Here is a 22,792-nt window from a genome sequence, read left to right on the forward strand (position 1 = left end):
ATGCCCGGTTTCAGGCGCGAAGCGGACAAGCCGCGTTGTTTTGCCGGCGTCCCGGGAAGTACGATAACAGCCTGACTGCTAGCCCGCACGCAGTTCGACCCGTTTGATGTCTTTCACGATCACGAGGTAGCTGAACACCGTCAGCAGGGCATTCAGGCCGACGAAAACCAGCGCGCCGTTGAACGACCCGGTCTTCGCGACGAGATAGCCGATCACGATGGGCGTCACGATGCCGGCGACGTTGCCGAACATATTGAAGATCGCGCCCGACAGGCCGAGGGCCTCCTTCGGCGACGTATCCGCCACGACGGCCCAGCCGAGCGCCCCGATGCCTTTGCCGAAGAACGCGAGCGACATGAGCGCGACGACGATCCAGTCGGTCGAAACGTAGTTGCAGCCGATGATGCACACCGACAGCAGCATGCCGCCGACAATCGGCACCTTGCGCGCGATGGTGAGCGAATGCCCGCGCAGGATCAGCCCGTCGGACAGGATGCCGCCGAGCACGCCACCGGAAAATCCGCAAATCGCGGGCAGCGACGCCACCAGACCCGCTTGCAGAATCGTCATGCCGCGCGCCTGCACGAGGTAGATCGGAAACCAGGTCAGGAAGAAGTAGGTCAGCACGTTGATGCAGTACTGGGCGAGATAGACGCCGAGCAGCATGCGGTTGGTCAGCAGTTGACGCACCAGCGACCAGCCGCCGGCGCCGGCGATGTCCTCGGTCCGGGCTGCTTTCCGGTGCCCGTTCACCACGCCGCCGCCCTGTTCGATGTAGTCGAGTTCGGCGCGCGAGACGCGTAGATGGTCGGCGGGGTTCTTCATCACCTTCAGCCAGGTGAGGGCAAGCAACAGTCCAGTCGCGCCCATCACGACATAGACCGTGTGCCAGCCGAAGGCGTGGGTCAGCCATGCCATCAGCGGCGTGAAAATGACTGCCGCGAAGTATTGCGCTGAATTGAAAATGGCGGACGCCGTGCCGCGTTCGTTCGTGGGAAACCAGCTGGCCACGACCTTGGCATTGGCCGGAAACGCCGGCGATTCCGCCGCACCCATTGCGAAGCGCAGCACGAACAGCGCGGTGACGGCGGCGGCTGCGCTGCCCAGCAGACCGATCGAGCTTTGCAGCAGCGTAAACAGCGACCACAGGAAAATGCTCGCCGCGTAGACGCGCCGCGCGCCGAAACGGTCGAGCAGCCAGCCCGCCGGCAATTGCGACAGAACATAGGCCCAACTGAACGCGGAGAAGATGTAACCCATCTTGATCGCGTCGAGGCCGAACTCGGCGCGCATCGCGGACCCGGTTACCGAGAGCGTGGCGCGGTCCGCGTAATTGAATGTCGTGATCAGAAAGATCAGCAGCAGAATCGCGTAGCGGACGTTGGTGCGCTGTGCTGCATGGGCGGGGTTCGCGGTGCGGCTCATTTCCATCGTCATCTCCTGAATCTTTATCAGCGAAAGAGCGCCCTGCGACGTTGCCGTCCCGGGCGCTCTTTCTGGTGCCGTGCGCGCGACCCCGGTTCGCACGGCCTGGCGCCTTACTGCGTCACTGCGCGCCGAGCTTCTTGATCAGCACGTCGAGTTGCGCCATTTCTTCTTCGGTCAGATCGGTCAGCGGTGCGCGCACCGGACCGGCGCTGTGGCCGACCAGCTTCGCGCCGGCCTTCACGATACTCACCGCGTAACCCTGGCGGCGGTTACGGATCGCCAGATAGGGCAGGAAGAATTCGTCGATCAGCTTGCCGACGGTAGCGTGATCGTCCGCGGCAATCGCGCGGTAGAAGTCCATCGCGGTCTTCGGGATGAAGTTGAACACTGCCGACGAGTACACCGGCACGCCCAGCGCCTTGTAGGCCGCGGCATAGACTTCGGCGGTCGGCAGGCCGCCAAGGTACGAGAAGCGCTCGCCGAGGCGGCGGCGGATCGACACCATGTTCTCGATCTCGCCCACACCGTCCTTGAAGCCGATCAGGTTGGGGCAGCGCTCGGCCAGCCCTTCGAGCATGTCGGCGTTAAGCTTGGAGTTCGCGCGGTTGTAGATGATCACGCCCATGTTCGGCACGGACTTGCAGACTTCTTCTGCGTGTGCCGCGATGCCTTCCTGGCAGGCTTCGGTCAGGTAGTGCGGCATTAACAGAATGCCGTTCGCGCCGTGACGTTCGGCTTCCTGGGCATACGCGATCGCTACACGGGTCGGGCCGCCCGCGCCGGCGAGAATCGGCACCTTGCCCTTGCAGACTTCGGTTGCCGTGCGCACGACGTTCGAGTAGTCGTTATGCGTGAGCGAGAAGAATTCGCCCGTGCCGCCAGCGACGAACAGTGCCGAAGCACCGTAAGGAGCGAGCCATTCGAGGCGCTCGGCATACGTATCGGCGCGGAAATCGCCTTGTTCGTCGAAGTCGGTAACGGGGAAGGACAGAAGGCCTTCGGAAACGATCTGCTTCAGTTCCTGCGGTGTCGTCATGATGAGTATCCAGGGCGTTGAATAGGGTCGGTATTGAGAAATGAAGATTTCTTATACGTCATCGTACAACAACGAATCGGCTAACTCAACGGTGTTTTCACGGCATAATGCACGCCCTAGGGTAAATACGGAACATCTGCGCAATCGCTTATGTTGTAGGATGACGTATGAATGGTTGCCGCAGCAGGCGTGAAACCGCCATAAGGATCGATGTGATGGAACAAACTCCGCTCTACATTCGCGTTCACCCCAATGACAACGTCGCGATCGTCGTCAACGACGGCGGTCTGGGTGAGGGCGCCGTGTTTCCCGATGGTCTTGCGCTGCGCGAGCGTGTTCCGCAAGGGCACAAAGTCGCGCTGGCCGATCTTGCGGAAGGCGACGAGGTCATCCGCTATAACGTGGTGATCGGCTACGCGCTCAAGGCCTTGCCGAAGGGCAGCTGGATCAACGAACACGTGATCCGCATGCCGAGTCCTCCCGGACTGGAAGATCTGCCGATCGCCACCATCAAGGCGCCGGACATGCCGCCGCTGGAAGGCTTCACGTTCGAGGGCTATCGCAATGCCGACGGCTCCGTCGGCTCGCGCAACATTCTGGCGATCACGACCACCGTGCAATGCGTGGCCGACGTGGTTCAGCACGCGGTCACGCGCATCAAGGCCGAACTGCTGCCGCGCTACCCGAACGTCGACGATGTCGTGAGTCTCGGCCACACCTATGGCTGCGGCGTCGCGATCGACGCGCCGGACGCGATGGTGCCGATCCGCACCGTGCGCAACATCAGCCTGAATCCGAACTTCGGCGGCGAAGTGATGATGGTCAGCCTCGGTTGCGAGAAGCTGCAGCCCGAGCGCCTGATGCCGCCGGGCACGATTCCGATTGCCGCTGCTGCGAATGTCGCCGAAGTGGCCGACATCGGCGACGTCGAGGCCGACCTGAACGGCGACGTGGTGGTGCTTCAGGACGAAGCGCACGTTGGCTTCCAGTCGATGATCGAGTCGATCATGAGAATGGCCGACGGTCATCTGAGGCGGCTGAACAATCGCCGCCGCGAAACCTGCCCGGCCTCTGATCTGGTGATCGGCGTGCAATGCGGCGGCAGCGACGCATTTTCCGGGCTGACCGCGAATCCCGCCGTGGGCTTCGCCACCGATTTGCTGGTGCGCGCCGGGGCGACCGTGATGTTCTCCGAAGTCACCGAAGTGCGCGACGGTGTCGATCAACTGACGGCGCGCGCGGCCAATGCTGACGTGGCCGCGGCGATCATCCGCGAGATGCGGTGGTACGACGATTATCTGAAGCGCGGCGGCGCGGACCGCAGTGCCAACACCACGCCAGGCAACAAGAAGGGTGGCTTGTCGAACATCGTTGAAAAGGCGATGGGTTCGATCATCAAGTCGGGCAACTCGGCCATCTCCGGCGTGTTGTCGCCCGGTGAAAAGGTCAAGCAGAAAGGCCTGATTTACGCGGCCACGCCGGCCAGCGATTTCATCTGCGGCACGTTGCAGGTCGCCGCGGGCATCAACCTGCATGTGTTCACCACGGGCCGAGGCACGCCGTACAGCCTCGCGGAAGTGCCCGTCATCAAGGTCGCGACGCGCTCCGATCTCGCGCGCCGCTGGCATGATCTGATGGATATCAACGCCGGCACCATTGCAACCGGCGCCGCGACAATCGAAGACGTGGGTTGGGAATTGTTTCGCCTGATGCTCGACGTCGCAAGCGGACGTAAGCAAACCTGCGCGGAGAAACTCAAGCTCCACAATGCGTTGACGCTGTTCAATCCGGCGCCGGTGACCTGATGGCACTGGTCGTAATCACGATAAAGACTGAGACATGACTGACTCGAACCTTGACCGCCCGGCGGCGCGGAAACCTTTCCGCCGTCTTCTGCTCACCGGCGCGGCCGGCAACCTCGGCCAGCAATTGCGCGGTGCGCTCGCCGCATGGGCCGATATCGTGCGCGTCACCGATATCGCGCCGCTGGGCGTCGTAGCGGCGCATGAAGAAGCCTCGATCGTCGACCTTGCGGATGAAGCCGCCGTTCACGCGCTGCTCGAAGGCGTGGATGCGGTCGTTCATCTTGGCGGCATTTCCGTCGAGGCGCCGTTCGAAGATCTGCTCGAAGCGAATATCCGCGGCCTGTACAACCTCTATTCGGCCGCGCAGAAGCAGGGCGTGAAGCGCATCGTGTACGCGAGCTCGAATCATGCCGTGGGTTTTCATCCGACTACCTCGGTGCTCGATATCGACGCGCCGCTGCGTCCCGACAGCCTGTATGGCGTGACAAAGTGCTTCGGCGAATCGCTGTCGCGCTATTACTTCGACCGTTTCGGTCTCGAGACAGTGTGCCTGCGGATCGGCTCGTCGTTCGAGCAGCCGAAGAATCCGCGCATGCTCGTCACCTACCTGAGCTTCCGCGACTTTATCGAACTGGTGCGCTGCTCGCTGTTCACCAACCGGGTCGGACACGCGATCGTTTATGGCGTCTCGGATAACCGGACCAAGTGGGTCGATAACACCAAGGCGGCGTTCCTCGGCTTTCGTCCGCGGGACAGTTCGGTCGAGTTCGAACACCTCTTTCCGGTCACGGCGCCCACCGCCGAGCTCGACGATCCGGCACAGCAGTTCCAGGGCGGCGCGTTCGTGCTGGCCGGTCCAATGGAGCCGAAGCGATGAGCGCCGTGGCGAACCCGCGGGTGGAACGTGTCGAGGCGGCGGGGCAGGCGCCCGCGTCGGTCGGCGAGAGCCCGGTGTGGCGTGCGGCGGAACAGGCGCTCTACTGGGTGGATATTCCGGCGCAAAAGATCGTGCGGCTACGGCTCGAAACGGCCGAGCGCGCCGAGTGGCAATTGCCGGAGAAGGTGGCCTGTCTGGCGTTCGATCGCCGCGGCACGGTGTTGGCGGGCTGCGAGACGGGGCTCTTCGCGGTGACGCTGACTGAAGGTGCGCCGCAGGGCGAACCGCTGGCAGTGACCGCAAGGAAACTTGCCGCGCCGGTTTTCCCGTTTGCCGATATGCGTTTCAACGACGGCCGTTGCGATCGGCAAGGGCGCTTCTGGTCCGGCACGATGGTGCAGGACATGGCCGCGGCAAACCCTGCGGGCGCGCTCTATCGCTTCGACGAGCGCGGCGTGTTGTCGGAGCCGGTCGTCGACGCCTTGATCACGCAGAACGGTCTGGCGTGGTCGCCCGATGGGGCCACAATGTATCTGTCGGACTCGCATCCTCTGCGCCGGCAAATCTGGGCGTTCGACTACGACATCGAAGCGGGCGAGCCGCGTAATCGGCGCGTCTTCGCCGATCTGCATCACTATGCTGGCCGGCCGGACGGCGCCGCGGTGGATGCGGATGGCTGCTACTGGATCTGCGCGAACGACGCCGGCCTGTTGCTTCGCTTTACACCGCAAGGCAAGCTCGACCGGCAGATTGCCGTGCCCGCCGTGAAGCCGGCGATGTGCGCGTTCGGCGGCAGCAATCTGGATACGCTGTTCGTTACGTCGATTCGCCCCGCGGCTGACGCGAATGAACACGACGGCCATCTGTTTGCGGTTCGTCCGGGCGTGAGCGGTCTGCCTGAGCCGGAATACGCGGGCGAACTCTGAAAAAGCGACGTGCATGAGACGGGGCGTCGGAGGTATTGGCACGTCGGCGCCCAACAGTCGCAACTTTTATTCATCACTCGTCGTACAACATAGTGGCGTAAATGCCACTTTCGGGCCATCTTCCATTCTAATAAAAGAATAAATCCACGAGCTGTGGATTCCGCTTACTCTCCCTTCTGTCTTGGCTTTTCGCTGGAATTCAATCCGGAAACTCTTACGTCCAATCCGGTGTCGTGCGGGTAAATACCGGCTGTACAATTCAAACCGCGTTTTATAGACTTTATATGTCGTCGTACAACGTATGAGCCAAAACAAATTCCTTTCGAGATAGCTTTGGGCAGCCGGACAAAGAGGGCAGCGTTCTCTGCGCGCATGTTCAATGCGCGAGGGGTTCATGCCGAAGCAGTCGGCGCAAAGAAGTCGAGTTGTCTGACAGGAGTGCTGAGCATCTGCGCCGGGGAAGCAAGGCAGGCCAGCACGGCAAACCGCTCGCTACCCGGGAAGGGCGGCGTGCGTGGAGTCGGGAGACGCATCGAAACCGTGTCGCATCCGAAGGCGGCCTTCCGTAATCGGCCTTCCGCAATCGATTGGATGATCTAATTTCAAGGAATGTCACGATGAAAAACAAGCTTGCCTCGTCCCGTGTTTCGATGATTGTCGCGGCCTCCGTGCTGGCGTTCAGCACCGTGTCGGCACACGCTCGCGTGTTCCGTGTGTCGGACGTGCATGGCGACACCTATCCGACCAATATGGCCGTGAAGTACATGGGTGAAGAAATCAGCAAGGCAACCGGTGGCAAGGATTCCGTGAAGGTCTTCGGCAACAGCGCGCTGGGTTCCGAAAACGACACGATCGATCAGGTGCGCATCGGCGCACTGGACATGGCGCGCGCCAACGGTGCCGCGTTCAACGAGATCGTTCCTGAGTCGATGATTCCCTCGCTGCCGTTCCTGTTTCGCGACATCGACCATTTCCGCAAAGTGATGTACGGCCCGGAAGGCCAGAAGATTCTCGACGCCTTCGCGGCGAAGGGCATGATCGCGCTGACGTTCTATGAGAGCGGCGCGCGCTCGATGTATGCGAAGAAGGCCATCCATTCGCCCGCCGACATGAAGGGCCTCAAGGTGCGCGTGCAGCCTTCGGATCTGATGGTCGACGAAATCAAGGCGATGGGCGGTACGCCGACGCCGATGCCGTTCGCCGAAGTCTATACGGGCCTGAAGACGGGGCTGGTGGATGGCGCGGAAAACAACCTGCCGTCGTACGAAGAGACCAAGCACTTCGAAGTCGCGCAGGTCTATTCCGAAACCCAGCATTCGATGACGCCGGAAGTCCTGGTGTTCTCCAGGAAGGTGTGGGACACGCTGACGCCGCAAGAGCAGGGCGTCATCAAAAAGGCTGCGGCTGACTCGGTGCCTTATTACGAGAAGCTGTGGACCGCGCGCGAAGCTGACGCTGCAAAGACGGTCACCAAGGGTGGCGCGACGATTGTCACCGCCTCGCAGATCGACCGTCCTGCTTTCGTGAAGGCGATGCAGCCGGTCTGGGCGAAATATGAAAAGACCCCGCAAATGAAGCAGCTCGTCGACGAAATCCAGGCAGTCAAATAAGTTAGGCAGCAACGCGGTGGCGAGAGGCCTTGCAGCACGCGCTGCGGGTTTTTGGCGCCGCGCGGTTTTCTGAGCTTGTGGTCGTTGGCAGGATTCCTGAGGATTAAATATAAGTCCACCGAATGCAAGGATGGGGTCAATGAGATTCATGAAACGCCCAAATGATTTTCTCTTCCGTGCGCTGGTTGTCGTCGCATCGGCGAGTCTTGCCACGCTGTGCCTGTTGGTGATTTATAGCGTTGTGATGCGCTATGCCTTCAGCGACGCACCGGATTTCGTCGAGCCTATTGCCCTCTTGCTGGTGATTGTGATCGCCATGTTCGGCGCCGCGCTCAAAGTTCGCGAAGGCGGCCACATCGGGCTTGACTCGCTGGTCAAGAAATTGCCGCCGAAAGGTCAGGTGATCGCCCATGCGTTCCAGCATCTTTGCCTGATCGTGTTGGCCGTGGCGATTTTCTTCGGCTGCTGGCAGATGGCGGAGACGACGCTGGACGACAGGATTCCGATCCTGGGCCTCCCGGAGGCGCTTCGTTATTTGATTCCGGTCATTGCCAGCGCCTGCATCGCTCTGTTCTCGTTCGAGAACCTGCTGGCGCTTTTCGCACAGAAACAAAAATAGAAGAATCATGGAACTTGCCATCCTCTCAGTCAGTTTCCTCGTTTTCCTCGTCTTCGGGGTTCCGGTTTCGTTTGCGCTGGGACTCTCGTGCGTCCTGACCTATCTGTATGAAGGCTTGCCGGCGGCCACCGCCATGCAGTCGATGATTTCGGGAATGAACGCGTTTTCGTTCCTCGCGGTCCCGTTCTTCATTTTCTCCGGCGAACTGATGCTGCACGGCGGCATCGCCGACCGTATCCTGCGTTTCGCGCAGGCCACGGTGGGTCATTTTCGCGGCGGGCTTGGCATGGCTAACGTGGTCGCGTGCACGTTGTTCGGCGGCGTGTCCGGTTCGCCGACGGCGGACACGTCCGCCATGGGCGGCGTCGTCATTCCGCTGATGAAGCGCGAAGGCTACAGCGCGGCCTATGCGGTCAATGTGACAACCCATTCGTCGCTGGCGGGTGCGCTGATGCCCACGTCGACGAACATGATCATCTATGCGTTCGCGGCCCAAGGCATCACCGGAACGTTGAACGGTCACCCGATGAGCGGCGTGTCGATAGGCGATCTGTTGTTTTCGGGTCTATTGCCGGTGCTGTGGGTGATGGGTTTCGTGCTCATCGCCGCGTACTGGCAGGCGGTCAAGTTCGGCTATCCGCGCCGCGCTGACGGCTCGACCGAATTGCAGCGCTTTCCTGGCTGGTTCGCGGTGGCCCGCACATTCCTCGGCGCGTTGCCCGGCTTGATGGTGATCGCGATCATTCTGTTCTGCGTGGCGAGAGGCATTGCCACCGCGACGGAAGCGGCGGCCATTGCCGTGGCTTATTCACTGGTGTTGACCATCGTCATCTATCGCACGATGACGATGAAGAAGCTCTTTCAAGCACTGTCGAAAGCGGCTAAAACCACCGGCGTGGTGCTGCTGCTGATTGGCGTGTCGAACATGCTGCGCTACCAGATGGCCTATCTGGAGATTCCCGACGCAATCGAACACATGCTCGACGGAGCCACGAGCCTGCCCTGGCTGATGCTGCTTTACATCAACGTCATCCAGATCTTCCTCGGCACGTTCGTCGACATGGCGGCGCACATTCTGATCACTACGCCGTTGTTCCTGCCGATGGCGATGCACGCCGGCGTTGGCCCCGTGCAGTTCGGGATCATGATTTTGCTGAACTGTGCATTGGGTCTCGTGCATCCGCCGATCGGTTCGGTGCAGTTCATAGGTTGCGCGATTGGCAATGTGTCGATAGGTGAAACTACCAAGGTGGCGTGGCCTTATTACCTGGCTATCTTCAGCGCGATCAACATTGTGACTTACGTACCGATGTTTTCGACTTGGTTGCCTAGCCTGATCAATGGCCACCCGGTGTTTTGAACGCTTGTTTAAGCGCCGGCGCTGGTGAGGCACTTCCTGCGATAAAGAACAAATTTTTTACAGAGGAGCAGAAATGAAAAAGGTAATAGCAACCTCGGCCCTTGGGTTGGTCGCCCTCGGCGCGCACGCTCAAACCAGCGTGACGCTGTACGGGATCGTCGACACGGGGATCGGTTATCAGAGCAGCTCGACGTCGCTCGGTTCGACGACGGGCGGCCGCTCGGTGACCAAGATGATCAACGGCATCTGGGCAGGCAGCCGCTTCGGCCTGAAGGGCGCCGAGGACCTGGGTGGCGGCACGAAGGCGATCTTCCAGTTGGAAGAAGGCTTTAACAGTGCAACCGGCGCGCAGTCCGTCTCGGGTCTGGGGTTCAACCGTCAAGCCTATGTCGGCTTGGCCAATGCTACCTACGGTTCGTTCACAGCTGGCCGCCAGTACACGTCGTACTACACGCTGCTGTCGCCCTATAGCCCGACCACGTGGCTGACGGGCGCGTACGGCGCACACCCGGGCGATATCGATTCGCTGGATACGGTGTATCGCGTGAATAACTCGCTGGTGTACACGTCGCCGAGCATGTATGGCCTGACGGTGAGCGGTTCGTATGCGCTGGGCGGCGTGGCGGGTAAAACCAATGCCGGTTCGACGTATAGCGCGGCGATCCAGTACCTGAACGGTCCGTTCGGGATCGCAGCAGGCTATCAGCGCATCAATAACTCGACGCTTGGGGGCGGTGCGTGGGGCGCTGACTCCACGACATCGAATAACGGCGCGCAGGCGGGTGTGTCGGGCATCAATAACGGCTATCAGACGGCGCAGGCGCAGCAGCGGGTTGCGGTGACGGCTGGCTATACGTTCAGTTCGCAATGGGACGTCTCGTTCTCGTACTCGAACGTGCAATACATCCCGGGTGTCAACTCGTTCTTCCACGGCGAGGCGATCTTCAACACGGCTGGTGCAGTGCTGCACTTCAAGCCACTGTCGGCGGTGGACCTGGCTGCCGGCTATAGCTATACCCGCGCAACAGAGTCGAATGGTATTACGAGCGCGGCCAGCTATCAGCAATTCAACCTCTCGCAGTACTACAGTCTCTCCAAGCGCACCGGTCTGTACGCGCTGGAAGCCTATCAGCGTGCAAATGGCCAGACGCTTGGGACGAACGGCAAGAGCATCATCAACGCAACGGCCGATATCGGCGACGGCCAGAACACCGCGCCGTCCTCGTCACGCAGCCAGTTTGCGGCTGGTGTAGGCATCATTCACCGGTTCTGACCGGCGAGGGTAGCGAGTATCGCGGCGGCATGTCGTTATGCCGCCATAGCGACGCGTTTCAGATGCGCGTCGCCCAGAAGTATCCGCTGCGCGCGCAACGCGCGCAGCATTTCCAGCGCCGCTCGACCTTCGAGCCAATGCGCACTCAGGCGTCCGCTTCGGACCACAAACGCCCACCCGTTGCCCAGTTTTCGCGTTTGACGTCGGTGAGAATAATGTCGACGGAGTTCGGCTCGACGCCGAGCGAGTCGCAGGTCGCTTTGGTAATGGCTTCGACGAACTGGCGTTTCTGTTCCAGCGTGCGGCCTTCGAAGAGTTCGATATGAAACGTGGGCATTGCATGACTCCGTGATGCGTGACGGTGAGGTGTGAGTTTAATCGCGGTACGTCCGATCGAGCCGGTCGAGCTTGCGTAACAATGCGGGCCATTCCAGCGCGCCTTCGATCGCACCGCCGTCGACCAGCTGGTCGGCTGTGCGTGCGGCTACGGCATCGCTCGGCACGACGAGCTTGCTGCCGCATGCTTGCGCCTGCAACTGGATTTCGCAGGCCTTGATCAGCGTCGCCATCAGTACATAGGCTTCGGCGACGGTGCGGCCGGCGGTCAGCGTGCCGTGATTGCGCAGCAGCATGGCCGGTTTGTCGGCGAGATGCGCGACGAGGCGCTCGCCTTCGGTCGGCGTAAAGGCGAGACCTTCGTAGTCGTGATACGCGAGGTGGCCGTAAAAACGCAGCGCGTGTTGCGAGGCCGGCAGCAAACCGGCCGGTTGAGCGGAAACCGCTACGCCTGCCGTATTGTGCAAGTGCATTACGCAGAAGGCATCGGCGCGGGCCGCGTGCACGGCGGCATGCAGCGCGAAGCCGGTGGCGTTGACCGGATGCTCGCTCGCGCCGACGACATTGCCTTCGATATCGATCTTCACCAGGTTCGATGCGCATACTTCGTCGAACGCGAGACCGAACGGATTGATCAGGAAGTGGCCGGGTTCGCCGGGAACGCTGGCTGAGATATGCGTGTAGATCAGATCGTCCCAGCCGTTGAGCGCCGCGAGCCGATAGGCGGCAGCCAGGTCGACGCGGGTCTGTTGTTCGGCTTCGGACATCGGCCCCGCTTCGGCGACACGGCCGGCGGGCGTGTGGGTGAACGACATGTCTGTCTCCTGAGATGGCCTGGTGGGCTGTGACTGCGGCCGGAGTTTGCGCACTCAACCTACGGGCTGAGTTTATGGCCTGGAGCTACGGCCTGAAGCTACGGCCTGAAGCTACGGCCTGAAGCTATGGCCTGAAGCTATGGCCTGAAGCTACCCCCTGAAGCTACCCCCAAATCCTACGGCTTAAGTCCGCGGCCCAACCCTGCCGCCTGACCCGCGTGCCTGACCGATGCCGACGACCTGGCCGAGCTTGGCGACGTGAGACGCCGTCCGGCTTCGGCACGCTGCGCCGGTTCGGGCACCGCCGCACCACGGGTAAGTCGGGCGGTGAGCCGCTGCATGCTCCACGTCGCGAGTACGAACGGCGCCGTCATGGCCGGTAACGCAAAATAAGTCGCCGCCGCTTGCAGCGCGGCCGAAAGCACAACACCGCCGAGCGTCACCGCGATGCCGCAATCGGCCAGCGCGATCGCGGTCAGCGCGCCGTTGAATCCTAACAGGCCCGCGTCGAACGAGCTTGCACTCGCACCCAGCAGCAGGTGCGCGACGCTCGCGAGGCCCGCGCCGACCAAAGCCCATAGCGCATGCCGCCGTGACGCCACAGCGATTCCGATTAACACGAGCAAACCCGACAGCGAGCCGGACGCAAAACCGGTTTGCGCGAATCCGGCGAGTACGCCGCTAGTCAATTGCGCCGCGCCGAGCGTGTGTTCAGTGATGAGGCTCGCTTGCTGAGTGACTCGCGTCACCAGCGGCAGCCAAAGCCACGTGACGATCAGACAGGGGCTTGAGAAATAGCCGAGGCCACGCGCGCGCAGCCAGCGCGACCATGGTTCAAGCAGCCACGCAGTTCCCGTGGCGGCCAGAATCGCCACGGCGGCGGCCGTCGCGTTGTCGGCGATGAAGCTGAACGCGGCGAGACCGGCTAGTGCGCCGTTAAAGCCGTGCAGGCCGGCCCGCGTGTGGTCCTCCCGGCAGCCGGCCAATACCGCGCTCACGTTGGCCGCGACCACACCCATCAGCGCCGCGCAGGCGAGGCGCGGATCGCATAGCAGCCACGCGGCGAGCAGGCACGCGCCGGTGAAAGCGTTCGGCTGCAGCACGATCTGGCCGAGACTGCGCAACAAGGTGCGCAAGGCGGCGGATTGGGCTTCGGTTGCGGCGGCGTGCATGGTCTGAGGGCGGCGAATTCGATGCGGCGCGACTTTGCCGCGTGCAAGTCAGGCGCGCGCAGCGGGTCAGGTTGAGTGTGAACCGCGAGCATAGGCCACTTGCCCCGCGCCGGGCATCGTCAGGTGTTGATAGTGGCTATTTGCGACACATGCGCGCCATGGAGCCATCGAGCCATCGAGCCATGAGCCATGAGCCATGAGCCATGAGCCACGAGCCACGAGCCACGAGCCGAAACGCCGAAACGCCGAAACGCCGAAACGCAGTGTGTCGGCGACCCGAAAGCTTTCGCGCTACGATAACAATCCGGCGCATTTGCCGCGCCGTTCCACGAGGAGACAGCCTGATGCGTGAATTACGGTGGGCATCGGAAGAGGGTGACGGTTTCGAACATCTGGCGTTCGACGCGAGCGCGGACGGCTTTGCGGTGGAAAGCGTCGTGGTCGGGCAGCGTTACGGCAAAGCGTACGGCCTGCACTATAAGGTGCGCTGCGATCCGCAATGGCGCACCACCTATGCGTGGCTGAAGATTGTCGGCGGCGGTGAGCTGGAATTGCATGGCGATGGCGCCGGCCATTGGCACGATGGCCATGGTCTCGTGCTGAAAGCAATTGAAGGGTGCATCGATATCGATATCGCCGCCACGCCCTATACGAACACGTTGCCGATCCGTCGTCTGCAACTGGCGGAAGGCGAGCGTCAGCCGATTTCAGTGGCCTATATTTCGGCGCCCGATTTGCAGGTGACGCGTGCCGAGCAGGCGTATTCGTGCATCGAGTTGAATCGCGTTTATCGCTACGAAGGCATCTTCCGCGATTTCACCGCGGACCTGACGGTAGATGAAGACGGCCTCGTGATCGACTATCCGACGTTGTTCACGCGCCTGCCGCGTGGGCGTTGATCGGCGAGGCGCCGGGGCCGCGTACCGCATGGCTGATCACGCGGCAGCGCGCACGCCGCGTCGCGCGGCGTTGCGCGCGTTCGGCGTGGCCGCGTTGGTGGCGTCGACCGCGGCGACGAGGCTGTCGATGCGCGATAGTCGCGCGCGATTGTCGTGATCCCACGGATGGAAGCCCGGCCGGAAAAAGCTCAGCCATTCACCGGCAATACGCGGAAATACGCCGTGACGCGGACCGTACAGATACTTCACGACGCGCCACATGCCGCGGATATGGCCGCCGCGTTTGCGGTCGGCGATCAGCAAACGCACGTGGTAGTCGAACACGATCAGCCAGAACGTCAGCGTGGTGGCGAGCATCGTGCCGGTGCGCAGCAGGTAGCGGCCGAGACCGGGCTTGAGCACGGCATTCCATACGTCGTACGAAACCGACTTGTGTTCGGTTTCTTCCAGCGCATGCCACGTCCACATCTGCGTATAGCCTTCGACCGAACCGCCGATACGCGATGCGTCCTCCAGCAGCAAGCCGGCCAGCATCGCCGTGTAATGCTCGAGACAGACCGTTACCGCGAGTTGATACGAATGCGGCAGGATCTTGCGGCCGAAGTTGAGAATCGCCCACAGTCGCTTGTCGAGCTTATGCGCGGGTAAACCGGCTTCCTGCAGCAGGTCGTTGTATTCGATGTGCTCGCGCGTATGCATCGCTTCCTGACCGATGAAGCCGAGCACCTGCTTCTTCAGCACGGGGTCGTCGATCTGGTCCCGGTAGTTGCGCACGCTGTCCATGAAGAAACGCTCGCCGGCTGGGAACAGCAGCGAAAGCGCGTTGAAGAAGTGTGTCACATGCGAGCCCTGCACATGCCAATCGCAGGCGCGTTCCTGCGGTAAGTTGAAACGGAGGTCTCGGCGAACCGGCATCATGGCCTTTCTCCTTGTGATCCTGTATGTGCTGCTGATTGTGCTGACCGGGTGCTTTGCATTGCACGCCGTATGGCATCAGGTGACTGGCATCAGGTGACCCGCGCCGCATTACGCACGCTGGCCGTCCACCTGCGCGGCGCGGCGCGCGCGCTTTTCCGCAATGCGTTTCATGCGGCGGGTCTGCATCACGACCAGCGCCTGATAGGCTGCCGGTAACGTACGCGCCAGCCAGTCGGCGGCGCGCGCATCGCGGCCGATCAGCACGCGCCGCCTGTTCTTGCGCACGCCGTCGAGAATCACGCGTGCGGCTTCGTCGGCGGTGGTGATGAAAAACTTCTCGAAGTCGTCCTTGCCTTGCTGTTCGTTTTCCAGCATGAAGCCGACCATGTTCGACGAGATCCGGCTCGACTGCGCGATGCTTGTGCGAATGCCGCCCGGATGCACGCAGGTCGCCGACACGCCGCACTTCATCAGATCGAGCTCCTGGCGCAACGCTTCGGTAAAGCCGCGCACGGCGAATTTGGTCGCGTTGTAGCCGCTCATGCCGGGCTGCGAGAAAAGGCCGAACACGCTCGACGTATTGACGATGTGTCCCGCACCGGAGGCCTTGATATACGGCAGAAACGCCTTCGTGCCGTGCACCACGCCCCAGAAATTGATGCCGACGATCCACTCCAGATCGGCGTACTCCATCCCTTCGATGGTGCTCGACAGCGCCACGCCCGCGTTGTTGAACACGAGGTTCACGCGCTGGTGCTGCGCGGCCGTTTCGTCGGCCCATTCGAACATCGCGGCGCGGTCCGACACGTCGAGCACACGCGTGGTGATATGCAGCGGCGAGCCGACGATATGCGGCGCGGCGGCCTGCGCAAGTTGCGCGGTTTCGGCGAGGCTCGTGGCATTGCGATCGGCGAGCGCGAGGTGGCAGCCTTCGCGCGCCAGCCGGATCGCTAGCGAACGGCCCATGCCCGAGCCTGCGCCGGTAATCGCGGCCACTCTATTGGTGAAGTTCTTCATTGGCTTATCTCCTGTCCTCTCTGAACGGTGCCGTGTCGTTATGTTTTTCAGGTTGTGCCTTTTCAGGTTGCTTCCGCGGATCTCGCGGCCGCCGTCGTGGCGGCATTGCAATGCGCATGCACCGGCTGCTGCAGGCCCGCATGCCCGCTCAGCGACTGCGCCGTGGGCGAATACGCGAAGTAGTCGTCCATGCTGAAGGTGCGGGTCGCCTGGCGGAATTTGTAGGCGAATCCTGGCCACAGCGTGGTGTTCCTGCCGGTCTTCGGATCGAGATACCAGCTCTTGCAACCACCCGTCGACCAGATTGCGCGGCCGAGTTTCTGCTGGATCTGTTGGTTGTAGGCAAGCTCGACATGCGGACGCACTTCGATCGCATCGGCACGTTCTGCATTCATCGTCTTCAGTGCGCGCAGGACATATTCGACCTGCGACTCGATCATGAACACCATCGAGTTGTGACCGAGGCCGGTGTTCGGTCCGACGATCATGAAGAAGTTCGGATAACCAGGCAGTGTCGTACCGAGATACGCATGCGCGCCATCGCGCCACGTATCGACGATGTCGACGCCGCCGCGGCCACGCACCACGCCCGCCGGAAACGGATCGGCCACCTGAAAGCCAGTGCCGAAGATCAGGCAATCGGCCGGATGGCGCGCGCCGTCGGTCGTGATCACCGCGTCTTCTTCCACGCGGGCGATACCGGTGGTCGTGACCGACACATTCTGGCGGGACAGCGCGGGGAAGTAGTCGTTCGAGATCAGGATGCGCTTGCAGCCCATCGTGTAGTTCGGCGTGAGCGTGGCGCGCAATTGCGGATCGGGCACCTGGCGGTGCAGATGCCGCACCGCGACTTTCTGCGCGGTCTTCATGAGCGAAGGATGAATCGCGAAACCGAAGGCGCGCGATTCGAGCATGCAGTAGAGCGCCGAACGCATGATCTTCTGCGTGAACGGCAGATGCTTGAACAGCCATTGTTCGAACGGCTTCACCGCGCGGTCGGCCTTCGGCATGATCCACGGCGGCGTGCGCTGGAACAGGTTCAGATGCGAGACGCGCGGCGCGATCTGCGGCACGAACTGAATCGCGCTCGCACCGGTGCCGATCACCGCGACGCGTTTGCCTTCGAGCGGATACGTATGGTCCCAATGCTGCGAGTGGAACGCCTTGCCCTTGAATTGCTCGATGCCCGGAATGTTCGGTATGGCCGCACGCGAGAGTCCGCCCATTCCCGAGATCAGCACGCGCGCCGACCATTGCTGGCCGTTTGCGAACGTCAGTTGCCAGCGGTGGCTGGTCTCGTCGTAGATCGCGGAGGCAAGTTCATGGCCGAAGCGCAGGTGACGCTGAATGCCGAACCGTTGCGTGCACGCTTCCAGATACGCGCGAATTTCCGGCTGACGCGCGAACATACGGGTCCAGCGCGGATTCGGAGCGAAGGAGAACGAATAGACGTGGGATTGCACGTCGCAGGCACAACCGGGGTAGTGGTTGTCGCGCCAGGTGCCGCCGACCGACTCGGCTTTTTCGGCGATGATGAAATCGGTCATGCCGCCTTGCCGCAGCCGGATCGCCATGCCGAGGCCCGCAAAGCCGGAGCCGATGATAGCGATATCCGTATCGATGGGCGCGGATGCGTTGGGCGCCGCGTTGTCAGGGGGCATCATGCGTGCGTTCATCCGATCCGTCTCCCTTTTGTTCGCTCTTAACTGTTACATTGGTTGATGTAACAATAGAGGCTGTCAACCGATGGTGCAAGCAGCGGGTTAGACGGGAAACTCTACGGAGCGAAGAAGGTTGTGGCGCAAGGCCCAAGCGGCGGCGTCGGCCCGGCAGGGCTTCGAGACTGATGCGGAAGTGTGTGTCGTTCAGCGATATGAAAAATGCCGGGCGGATTGAACTGCACCCCAAAAGTTGGACACCGATCCAACCTTTGGGGTGCAGTTCAGACTCGGATATCCGGGAAATGACGCGCACGAACGCCCAAGGGGCATGAAAGCGCCGGCATATGCGGCGACAGGAACGGCGCGCTTATCGTGACGCGGGGCAACGCGGGTCGCCGCGAGTGGCCGCTTGCATGGCTATTTTTTTGGTTTATCTTTCTTTGCCACAGCGCGTTCTGCCGTTGCGCCTTCGGCCGGATGGCCCAGCTTCTTTGCCATGATTGCCGCGACGCGGTCGCCGAGATAGTCGCCGGAGGCTTCTTCCAGCGCGCGGTTCATTTCGCTTTCGACCAGCACCATTGCCAGCGGCCGCACGCGCCAGATTGCGTCGACCAGGGCGGGCACGTCGGCAGGCGGCGGCAGCGCGTCGGCATCGTAGCGGTCCAGCTGGCGGACCACCAGATCGACCAGCGCCTTGGCGACCGCATTGAAATGCGGCCTTGCGATGCCTACGGTGTCGAGCAGGTCGGCGAGCGGAATGCCTTCCTTGGCCATGGTCGCGCCGGCGGCGAGCGCCGTGGGGCTGCCGGACACGAAGGAGAGGCCGTTGCGCTCCAGCAAACCCAGATCGACCGCTTTGCCGAGCGCGCTCGGCGAGGCTTTGTCGCCGAACATTTGCAGCAGTTCGAGCAGCGAGTATTTTTTCGGCCGTTCGCGCGACCAGCGGCCGCCGATCGCGGTCTCAAGGCCGAGGATCGAACGCAGATCATGGCCTTCGTCCACGGCCATGATCAGGTCCTGAATGTTCGCGAGCGTGTAGCCGCGCGTAAGCAGGTGATTGATCAGCTTCAGACGCGACACGTGTGTATCGTCATACACGCCGACGCGGCCGCGCTTTTCCGGCGGCGCGAGCAGGCCGCGGTCCTGATAGGCGCGCACGTTGCGCACGGTGGTGTCGGTGACGCGCGCGAGTTCGTCGACTGTGTATTCGTTGCGCTGCGTGTTGCTTGCCGGGACGCTCGGGTCGGTGGGCAAGGGCGGAATGGGGGACGGCGTTTTGGGCATGGGGGGATTTTAACGCGGCGCCTTATCCGCGTCCTTGCGCCACGTCGACCGGCGCGCTCGAGTCGCCCACGCCCAAGGTCCGCTGCATCAGCGTGGTGTCCAGCCAGCGGCCGTGCTTGAACCCGACCGCCTTCAACGTGCCGGTCAATTCGAAACCCAGTTGTGTATGGAGAGACAGCGAACCGCCGCTGCCGCCGTCGGCGATCACGGCGACCATCTGGCGCCACGGTCCGGTTTCGCAGCGTTCGATCAGCGCCTGCAATAGCACGCGCCCCAAGCCTCGCCCGCGATACGCGTCGCTTACATAGATCGAATCTTCGATCGTGTTGCGATACGCGGCGCGCGGCCGGTAGGGTGTGGCGTAGCAATAGCCGGCGACTTCACCGTCGATCTCGGCGACCATGTAAGGCAGCCCGTGACTTCGCACCGACGCGAGCCGCGTGCGCAGGTCGTCGACGGAAGGCGGGATTTCTTCGAACGAAGCGACCCCGGTCAGCACATGATGCGCATAGATCGCCTGGATCGCGGGCAGATCGGCCTCGGTGGCGTCGCGGATCAAGGGTGCGGTAGCAACTGAGTCCGCTGAATGGGGCGTGGAGGGCGCGGGGCGGGTGGTGCTCATTCGTGTTCCTGTCGAGGCCAGCGAGTCTGCGGATACGTTTTACTATGCCCGCCGCTCGCGCGGATTTGAAGCACGATCAAAAATCGCCGCGATTGATAGGCGGTATTGGCGCATGCATAGGTGACTGGCTCGATCCAGGTTTGGCGTGGAGCGCCCGGCCATGCGACTGCACCGAGCGCTGCAGTTTTTCCGGACGAAAACACATGCATGCGGCAAGCGTTTCGCCGATCAACTATGCGAGTACGTTTCCGGCTGCTTCACATGCCCGCGATGATGCCGACGATGCTTTGCCTTGTGCTTCGGCTTGGCCGTGGCCGGGGCAGGTTCGGCGGGTTGGGGTTGCTGCTGGGCTTGCATCGGTTGCGGCTGTTGAGCCTGCGCGCCCGGCGCGGGCGCCGGATGGGCATTGCCGGACGGCAGCGTGGTCTGGCCTTCGCCGAAGCGAAAGGTTTGCGAGGTTTGCGCATACGCGGTGGCGGACAGTGTCAGGGCGGCAAGCGCCACGCAAATCGAAAACTTCATGTATCCATGCTCCTTCTGAACGAGCCCGTGAGGATACCGCAATGCGGCTGGCGGCTCATTCCGCACGCTCAGGCGGGCACGATCAGCGAATTGAACAGGCATGTGAGCGGCGCCAGCGAATCCCAGCTGCGCACGCGCGGGCGAGACACCGTTCAGACTGCCGGCCGCGCCGGCGCGGTCCGCGAGAAGCGCCGCGCGCCCGCTACACACGCCACCACCACAACGGTCACCAGGATCATCGCGGGCGGCACCTGTTCGTGCAGCAGCAAGCCGGCGAGCAGCAGGCCGAAAAACGGCTGCAGCAACTGCAGTTGCCCGACTCCCGCGATGCCGCCGAGCGCCAGTCCGCGATACCAGAACACGAAGCCGATCAGCATGCTGAAGAGCGACACGTACGCGAGTCCCCAGAGCGCCGCGTGGCTCACGCCTTCAAACGATGCCGGCCGCACCCACCAGGCGAGCGGCAGCATCACCGGCAGCGACAGCACCAGCGCCCACGAAATCACCTGCCAGCCGCCGAGATGGCGCGACAGCCGCGCGCCTTCGGCATAACCCAGGCCGCAGACGACGATCGCCGCCAGCATCAGCGCATCGCCGAGCGGCGACGCGTCGAGGCCGTGGCGCAAGGCGAACGCGACCACTGCGCCGCTGCCGAGCGCCGAGAACAGCCAGAACGCCGGCTGTGGGCGCTCGCCGCCGCGCAGCACGCCGAAGATCGCAGTGGACAGCGGCAGGAGCCCGACGAACACCACCGCGTGTGCGGAGCTGACGTGGCGCAACGCGAAAGCGGTCAGCAGCGGAAAGCCGACCACCACGCCGAGCGCGACCACCACCAGCGGAATGAGATCGCGCCTTGCGGGCCGGGCCTGGCGAAATGCCAGCAGTAGCAACAGACCCAGCGTGCCCGCGATGGTCGCGCGGGCGACCGTCAGAAACACCGGATCGAGGCCCTGCACGGCGATGCGGGTGGCGGGTAGCGAGCCGCTGAAAATCAACACCCCCACCATGCCGCTCGCCCAGCCGTTCGTTGTCTTGTCCATCGAAAGAGTCCGTGCGCATTGAAAATAGAACGCATAGCATCCGCTTTCAGGCTGCAAAGGGTAAGCTACGGATCAGTACAATTCGTACAAACTGTACCGAACATGGAGCAGTACAGATGGCGGAAAGTGAGAGCAACCGGGTAGCCTCGGGGGCGCCAACCGGCACGCGGGTCGGCACCGTGATGGACAGCTTGCGCGAGCGCATCGCGAGCCGTTCGCTGATGCCGGGCGCGCGCGTGCCGTCGATCCGCGTGATGACCGAGACACTCGGCGTGTCGAAGTCGACGGTAGTGGAAGCGTACGACCGGCTGGTCGCGGAAGGGGTGATCGTGGCGCGGCGCGGGTCCGGCTTTTTCGTGTCCGGCCATGCGCCTCCGCTCGCGCTCGCCGATCTCGGGCCGCGGCTGGATCGCGAGGTCGATCCGCTGTGGCTCACGCGGCAGTCGCTGGAGGCCGCTGCGAAGGTGTTCAAGCCGGGCTGCGGCTGGATGCCGCCATCATGGCTGCCGGAAGACGGCGTGCGCCGCGCGTTGCGTGCGGTGGCTCGCGATCCGCAGTCGCCGCTCGCCGACTACGCGAGCCCGCTCGGTCTGCCCGCGCTGCGTCAGCAACTCGCCTGGCGGCTCGCACAGCATGGCGTGGAAGCGCCGCCCGAGCAGATCGTGCTGACCGACGGCGGCACGCATGCACTCGATCTCGTCTGCCGCTTTCTGCTCGAACCCGGCGACACAGTCCTGATCGACGATCCGTGCTACTTCAACTTTCAGGCGCTGCTGCGCGCGCATCGCGCCCGCATCGTCGGTGTGCCCTATACGCCGTCCGGGCCCGATTTGCCGGCATTCGAGCGAGCGCTGAACGAGCATCGCCCGCGGCTCTACGTGACCAATTCCGCGATCCACAATCCGACCGGCGCCACGCTCGCGCCCGCCGTCGCGCATCGGCTGCTGAAACTGGCGGGCGAACACAATCTGCTGATCGTCGAGGACGATATCTTCGCCGACTTCGAGGACGAACCCGCGCCGCGTCTCGCGGCGTTCGACGGTCTCGCGCGGGTGGTCTCGATCGGCAGCTTTTCGAAGACCTTGTCCGCGGCCGTGCGCTGCGGCTACATCGCGGCGCGCAGCGAATGGGTCGAGCCGCTGGTCGATCTGAAGCTGGCCACCTCGTTCGGCAACAGCCAGCTCGCGGCGAGCGTCGTGCATCGTCTGCTGGTGGACGGCACCTATCGGCGGCATCTGGAATCGATGCGGGCGAAGCTCGCGGACGCCATGGGAGAGACGGTCAGGCGGCTGGGCTATGCCGGCCTTGAAGTGTGGACGCGGCCACGCGCCGGTATTTTCGTGTGGGCGCGCCTGCCGGATGCGCTCGACGCCGCCGACATCGCGCGTCATGCGTTAGCCGAGAGCGTGGTGTTCGCGCCGGGCAATGTGTTCAGCGCATCGCAATCGGCGGCGGGCTTCCTGCGCTTTAACGTGTCGCAATGCAACCGGCCGAAGGTGTACGAGGCGCTGCAACGGGCGATGGACGTGTCGGCCGCATCGAAACAGCACGCCTGAACGCGCGCGCCGCGCC

General features: G+C 62.8%; 21 protein-coding genes. 9 read left to right on the plus strand and 12 right to left on the minus strand.

Annotation, left to right across the window (positions count from 1 at the left end; translation table 11 throughout):
- Positions 1–78 precede the first annotated feature (78 nt).
- Positions 79–1,431: an MFS transporter gene (locus AYM40_RS24450; RefSeq protein ID WP_063498796.1), complete on the minus strand. Its 1,353-nt coding sequence runs from the start codon at positions 1,429–1,431 to the stop codon at positions 79–81.
- Positions 1,432–1,546: 115 nt separating this feature from the next.
- Positions 1,547–2,464 carry a 5-dehydro-4-deoxyglucarate dehydratase gene (kdgD, locus tag AYM40_RS24455; RefSeq protein WP_063498797.1) on the minus strand — a complete coding sequence of 306 codons (918 nt, stop codon included), beginning with the start codon at positions 2,462–2,464 and terminating at the stop codon, positions 1,547–1,549.
- A gap of 215 nt (positions 2,465–2,679) precedes the next feature.
- On the opposite strand from kdgD, the gene garD reads away from it, so the two are divergent.
- From garD to AYM40_RS24490, 7 genes are all read left to right on the plus strand, one after another.
- Positions 2,680–4,269, plus strand: coding sequence for a galactarate dehydratase (gene garD / locus AYM40_RS24460; protein ID WP_063498798.1), 1,590 nt, complete (start codon positions 2,680–2,682; stop codon positions 4,267–4,269).
- Between the two features lie 34 nt (positions 4,270–4,303).
- A complete protein-coding gene (locus AYM40_RS24465; RefSeq protein ID WP_063498799.1) occupies positions 4,304–5,146 on the plus strand; it encodes an NAD-dependent epimerase/dehydratase family protein in 843 nt (280 codons plus the stop codon).
- Positions 5,143–6,072: an SMP-30/gluconolactonase/LRE family protein gene (locus AYM40_RS24470; RefSeq protein WP_063498800.1), complete on the plus strand. Its 930-nt coding sequence runs from the start codon at positions 5,143–5,145 to the stop codon at positions 6,070–6,072. The genes AYM40_RS24465 and AYM40_RS24470 overlap by 4 nt, the downstream gene beginning before the upstream one ends.
- Before the next feature lie 617 nt (positions 6,073–6,689).
- Positions 6,690–7,682 carry a TRAP transporter substrate-binding protein gene (locus tag AYM40_RS24475; protein WP_063498801.1) on the plus strand — a complete coding sequence of 331 codons (993 nt, stop codon included), beginning with the start codon at positions 6,690–6,692 and terminating at the stop codon, positions 7,680–7,682.
- Positions 7,683–7,821: 139 nt separating this feature from the next.
- Positions 7,822–8,301: a TRAP transporter small permease gene (locus tag AYM40_RS24480; protein WP_063498802.1), complete on the plus strand. Its 480-nt coding sequence runs from the start codon at positions 7,822–7,824 to the stop codon at positions 8,299–8,301.
- A gap of 7 nt (positions 8,302–8,308) precedes the next feature.
- Positions 8,309–9,661 (plus strand): TRAP transporter large permease, encoded by a 1,353-nt coding sequence (locus AYM40_RS24485; protein ID WP_063498803.1) that lies wholly within the window; start codon positions 8,309–8,311, stop codon positions 9,659–9,661.
- A gap of 73 nt (positions 9,662–9,734) precedes the next feature.
- Entirely contained in the window at positions 9,735–10,934 is a 1,200-nt protein-coding gene (locus tag AYM40_RS24490) for a porin (RefSeq protein ID WP_063498804.1), read from the plus strand.
- Between the two features lie 145 nt (positions 10,935–11,079).
- On the opposite strand, the gene AYM40_RS40595 is transcribed toward AYM40_RS24490, so the two are convergent.
- The 3 genes from AYM40_RS40595 to AYM40_RS24505 all read right to left on the minus strand — a co-directional run bounded on the left by AYM40_RS40595 (position 11,080) and on the right by AYM40_RS24505 (position 13,257).
- Positions 11,080–11,313 carry a 4-oxalocrotonate tautomerase gene (locus tag AYM40_RS40595; RefSeq protein ID WP_256390499.1) on the minus strand — a complete coding sequence of 78 codons (234 nt, stop codon included), beginning with the start codon at positions 11,311–11,313 and terminating at the stop codon, positions 11,080–11,082.
- Positions 11,309–12,085 (minus strand): class II aldolase/adducin family protein, encoded by a 777-nt coding sequence (locus AYM40_RS24500; RefSeq protein WP_063498806.1) that lies wholly within the window; start codon positions 12,083–12,085, stop codon positions 11,309–11,311. Before AYM40_RS24500 ends, AYM40_RS40595 begins: the two co-directional genes overlap by 5 nt.
- Positions 12,086–12,261: 176 nt before the next feature.
- Entirely contained in the window at positions 12,262–13,257 is a 996-nt protein-coding gene (locus AYM40_RS24505) for an urea transporter (RefSeq protein WP_148662292.1), read from the minus strand.
- A gap of 344 nt (positions 13,258–13,601) precedes the next feature.
- Between AYM40_RS24505 and AYM40_RS24510 the strand changes: the two genes are divergently transcribed.
- On the plus strand, positions 13,602–14,156 hold the full coding sequence (locus AYM40_RS24510) for a putative glycolipid-binding domain-containing protein (RefSeq protein WP_063498807.1): 555 nt from the start codon (positions 13,602–13,604) through the stop codon (positions 14,154–14,156).
- A gap of 36 nt (positions 14,157–14,192) precedes the next feature.
- Here AYM40_RS24510 and AYM40_RS24515 read toward each other — a convergent pair whose 3' ends face one another.
- The 7 genes from AYM40_RS24515 to AYM40_RS24550 form a co-directional block, all read right to left on the minus strand.
- Entirely contained in the window at positions 14,193–15,074 is an 882-nt protein-coding gene (locus tag AYM40_RS24515; protein WP_063498808.1) for a metal-dependent hydrolase, read from the minus strand.
- A gap of 108 nt (positions 15,075–15,182) precedes the next feature.
- Positions 15,183–16,091 (minus strand): SDR family NAD(P)-dependent oxidoreductase, encoded by a 909-nt coding sequence (locus tag AYM40_RS24520; RefSeq protein WP_063498809.1) that lies wholly within the window; start codon positions 16,089–16,091, stop codon positions 15,183–15,185.
- Between the two features lie 62 nt (positions 16,092–16,153).
- Positions 16,154–17,767 (minus strand): flavin-containing monooxygenase, encoded by a 1,614-nt coding sequence (locus AYM40_RS24525; RefSeq protein WP_063498810.1) that lies wholly within the window; start codon positions 17,765–17,767, stop codon positions 16,154–16,156.
- A 402-nt stretch (positions 17,768–18,169) separates the two neighbouring features.
- Positions 18,170–19,036: a MerR family transcriptional regulator gene (locus tag AYM40_RS24530; RefSeq protein ID WP_063498811.1), complete on the minus strand. Its 867-nt coding sequence runs from the start codon at positions 19,034–19,036 to the stop codon at positions 18,170–18,172.
- Between the two features lie 22 nt (positions 19,037–19,058).
- Positions 19,059–19,658, minus strand: a complete 600-nt coding sequence (locus AYM40_RS24535; protein WP_063498812.1) for a GNAT family N-acetyltransferase — start codon at positions 19,656–19,658, stop codon at positions 19,059–19,061.
- A 228-nt stretch (positions 19,659–19,886) separates the two neighbouring features.
- Positions 19,887–20,180 (minus strand): hypothetical protein, encoded by a 294-nt coding sequence (locus AYM40_RS24545; RefSeq protein WP_063500664.1) that lies wholly within the window; start codon positions 20,178–20,180, stop codon positions 19,887–19,889.
- Positions 20,181–20,332: 152 nt separating this feature from the next.
- The gene (locus AYM40_RS24550; protein WP_063498814.1) at positions 20,333–21,220 is read right to left on the minus strand and encodes a DMT family transporter; all 888 of its coding nucleotides are present in this window, start codon (positions 21,218–21,220) and stop codon (positions 20,333–20,335) included.
- 116 nt (positions 21,221–21,336) lie between these two features.
- On the opposite strand from AYM40_RS24550, the gene AYM40_RS24555 reads away from it, so the two are divergent.
- Positions 21,337–22,776, plus strand: coding sequence for a PLP-dependent aminotransferase family protein (locus AYM40_RS24555; RefSeq protein WP_063498815.1), 1,440 nt, complete (start codon positions 21,337–21,339; stop codon positions 22,774–22,776).
- The last annotated feature ends 16 nt before the right edge of the window (positions 22,777–22,792 follow it).

The sequence above is a fragment of the Paraburkholderia phytofirmans OLGA172 genome (assembly GCF_001634365.1).
GTDB lineage: Bacteria > Pseudomonadota > Gammaproteobacteria > Burkholderiales > Burkholderiaceae > Paraburkholderia.

Excerpts from the sequence above, each read along its gene's own strand:
- AYM40_RS24450 (WP_063498796.1), bottom strand. The coding sequence starts at position 1,431 with ATGGAAATGAGCCGCACCGCGAACCCCGCCCATGCAGCACAGCGCACC.
- kdgD (WP_063498797.1), bottom strand. The coding sequence starts at position 2,464 with ATGACGACACCGCAGGAACTGAAGCAGATCGTTTCCGAAGGCCTTCTG.
- garD (WP_063498798.1), top strand. The coding sequence starts at position 2,680 with ATGGAACAAACTCCGCTCTACATTCGCGTTCACCCCAATGACAACGTC.
- AYM40_RS24465 (WP_063498799.1), top strand. The coding sequence starts at position 4,304 with ATGACTGACTCGAACCTTGACCGCCCGGCGGCGCGGAAACCTTTCCGC.
- AYM40_RS24470 (WP_063498800.1), top strand. The coding sequence starts at position 5,143 with ATGAGCGCCGTGGCGAACCCGCGGGTGGAACGTGTCGAGGCGGCGGGG.
- AYM40_RS24475 (WP_063498801.1), top strand. The coding sequence starts at position 6,690 with ATGAAAAACAAGCTTGCCTCGTCCCGTGTTTCGATGATTGTCGCGGCC.
- AYM40_RS24480 (WP_063498802.1), top strand. The coding sequence starts at position 7,822 with ATGAGATTCATGAAACGCCCAAATGATTTTCTCTTCCGTGCGCTGGTT.
- AYM40_RS24485 (WP_063498803.1), top strand. The coding sequence starts at position 8,309 with ATGGAACTTGCCATCCTCTCAGTCAGTTTCCTCGTTTTCCTCGTCTTC.
- AYM40_RS24490 (WP_063498804.1), top strand. The coding sequence starts at position 9,735 with ATGAAAAAGGTAATAGCAACCTCGGCCCTTGGGTTGGTCGCCCTCGGC.
- AYM40_RS24500 (WP_063498806.1), bottom strand. The coding sequence starts at position 12,085 with ATGTCGTTCACCCACACGCCCGCCGGCCGTGTCGCCGAAGCGGGGCCG.
- AYM40_RS24505 (WP_148662292.1), bottom strand. The coding sequence starts at position 13,257 with ATGCACGCCGCCGCAACCGAAGCCCAATCCGCCGCCTTGCGCACCTTG.
- AYM40_RS24510 (WP_063498807.1), top strand. The coding sequence starts at position 13,602 with ATGCGTGAATTACGGTGGGCATCGGAAGAGGGTGACGGTTTCGAACAT.
- AYM40_RS24515 (WP_063498808.1), bottom strand. The coding sequence starts at position 15,074 with ATGATGCCGGTTCGCCGAGACCTCCGTTTCAACTTACCGCAGGAACGC.
- AYM40_RS24520 (WP_063498809.1), bottom strand. The coding sequence starts at position 16,091 with ATGAAGAACTTCACCAATAGAGTGGCCGCGATTACCGGCGCAGGCTCG.
- AYM40_RS24525 (WP_063498810.1), bottom strand. The coding sequence starts at position 17,767 with ATGAACGCACGCATGATGCCCCCTGACAACGCGGCGCCCAACGCATCC.
- AYM40_RS24530 (WP_063498811.1), bottom strand. The coding sequence starts at position 19,036 with ATGCCCAAAACGCCGTCCCCCATTCCGCCCTTGCCCACCGACCCGAGC.
- AYM40_RS24535 (WP_063498812.1), bottom strand. The coding sequence starts at position 19,658 with ATGAGCACCACCCGCCCCGCGCCCTCCACGCCCCATTCAGCGGACTCA.
- AYM40_RS24545 (WP_063500664.1), bottom strand. The coding sequence starts at position 20,180 with ATGAAGTTTTCGATTTGCGTGGCGCTTGCCGCCCTGACACTGTCCGCC.
- AYM40_RS24550 (WP_063498814.1), bottom strand. The coding sequence starts at position 21,220 with ATGGACAAGACAACGAACGGCTGGGCGAGCGGCATGGTGGGGGTGTTG.
- AYM40_RS24555 (WP_063498815.1), top strand. The coding sequence starts at position 21,337 with ATGGCGGAAAGTGAGAGCAACCGGGTAGCCTCGGGGGCGCCAACCGGC.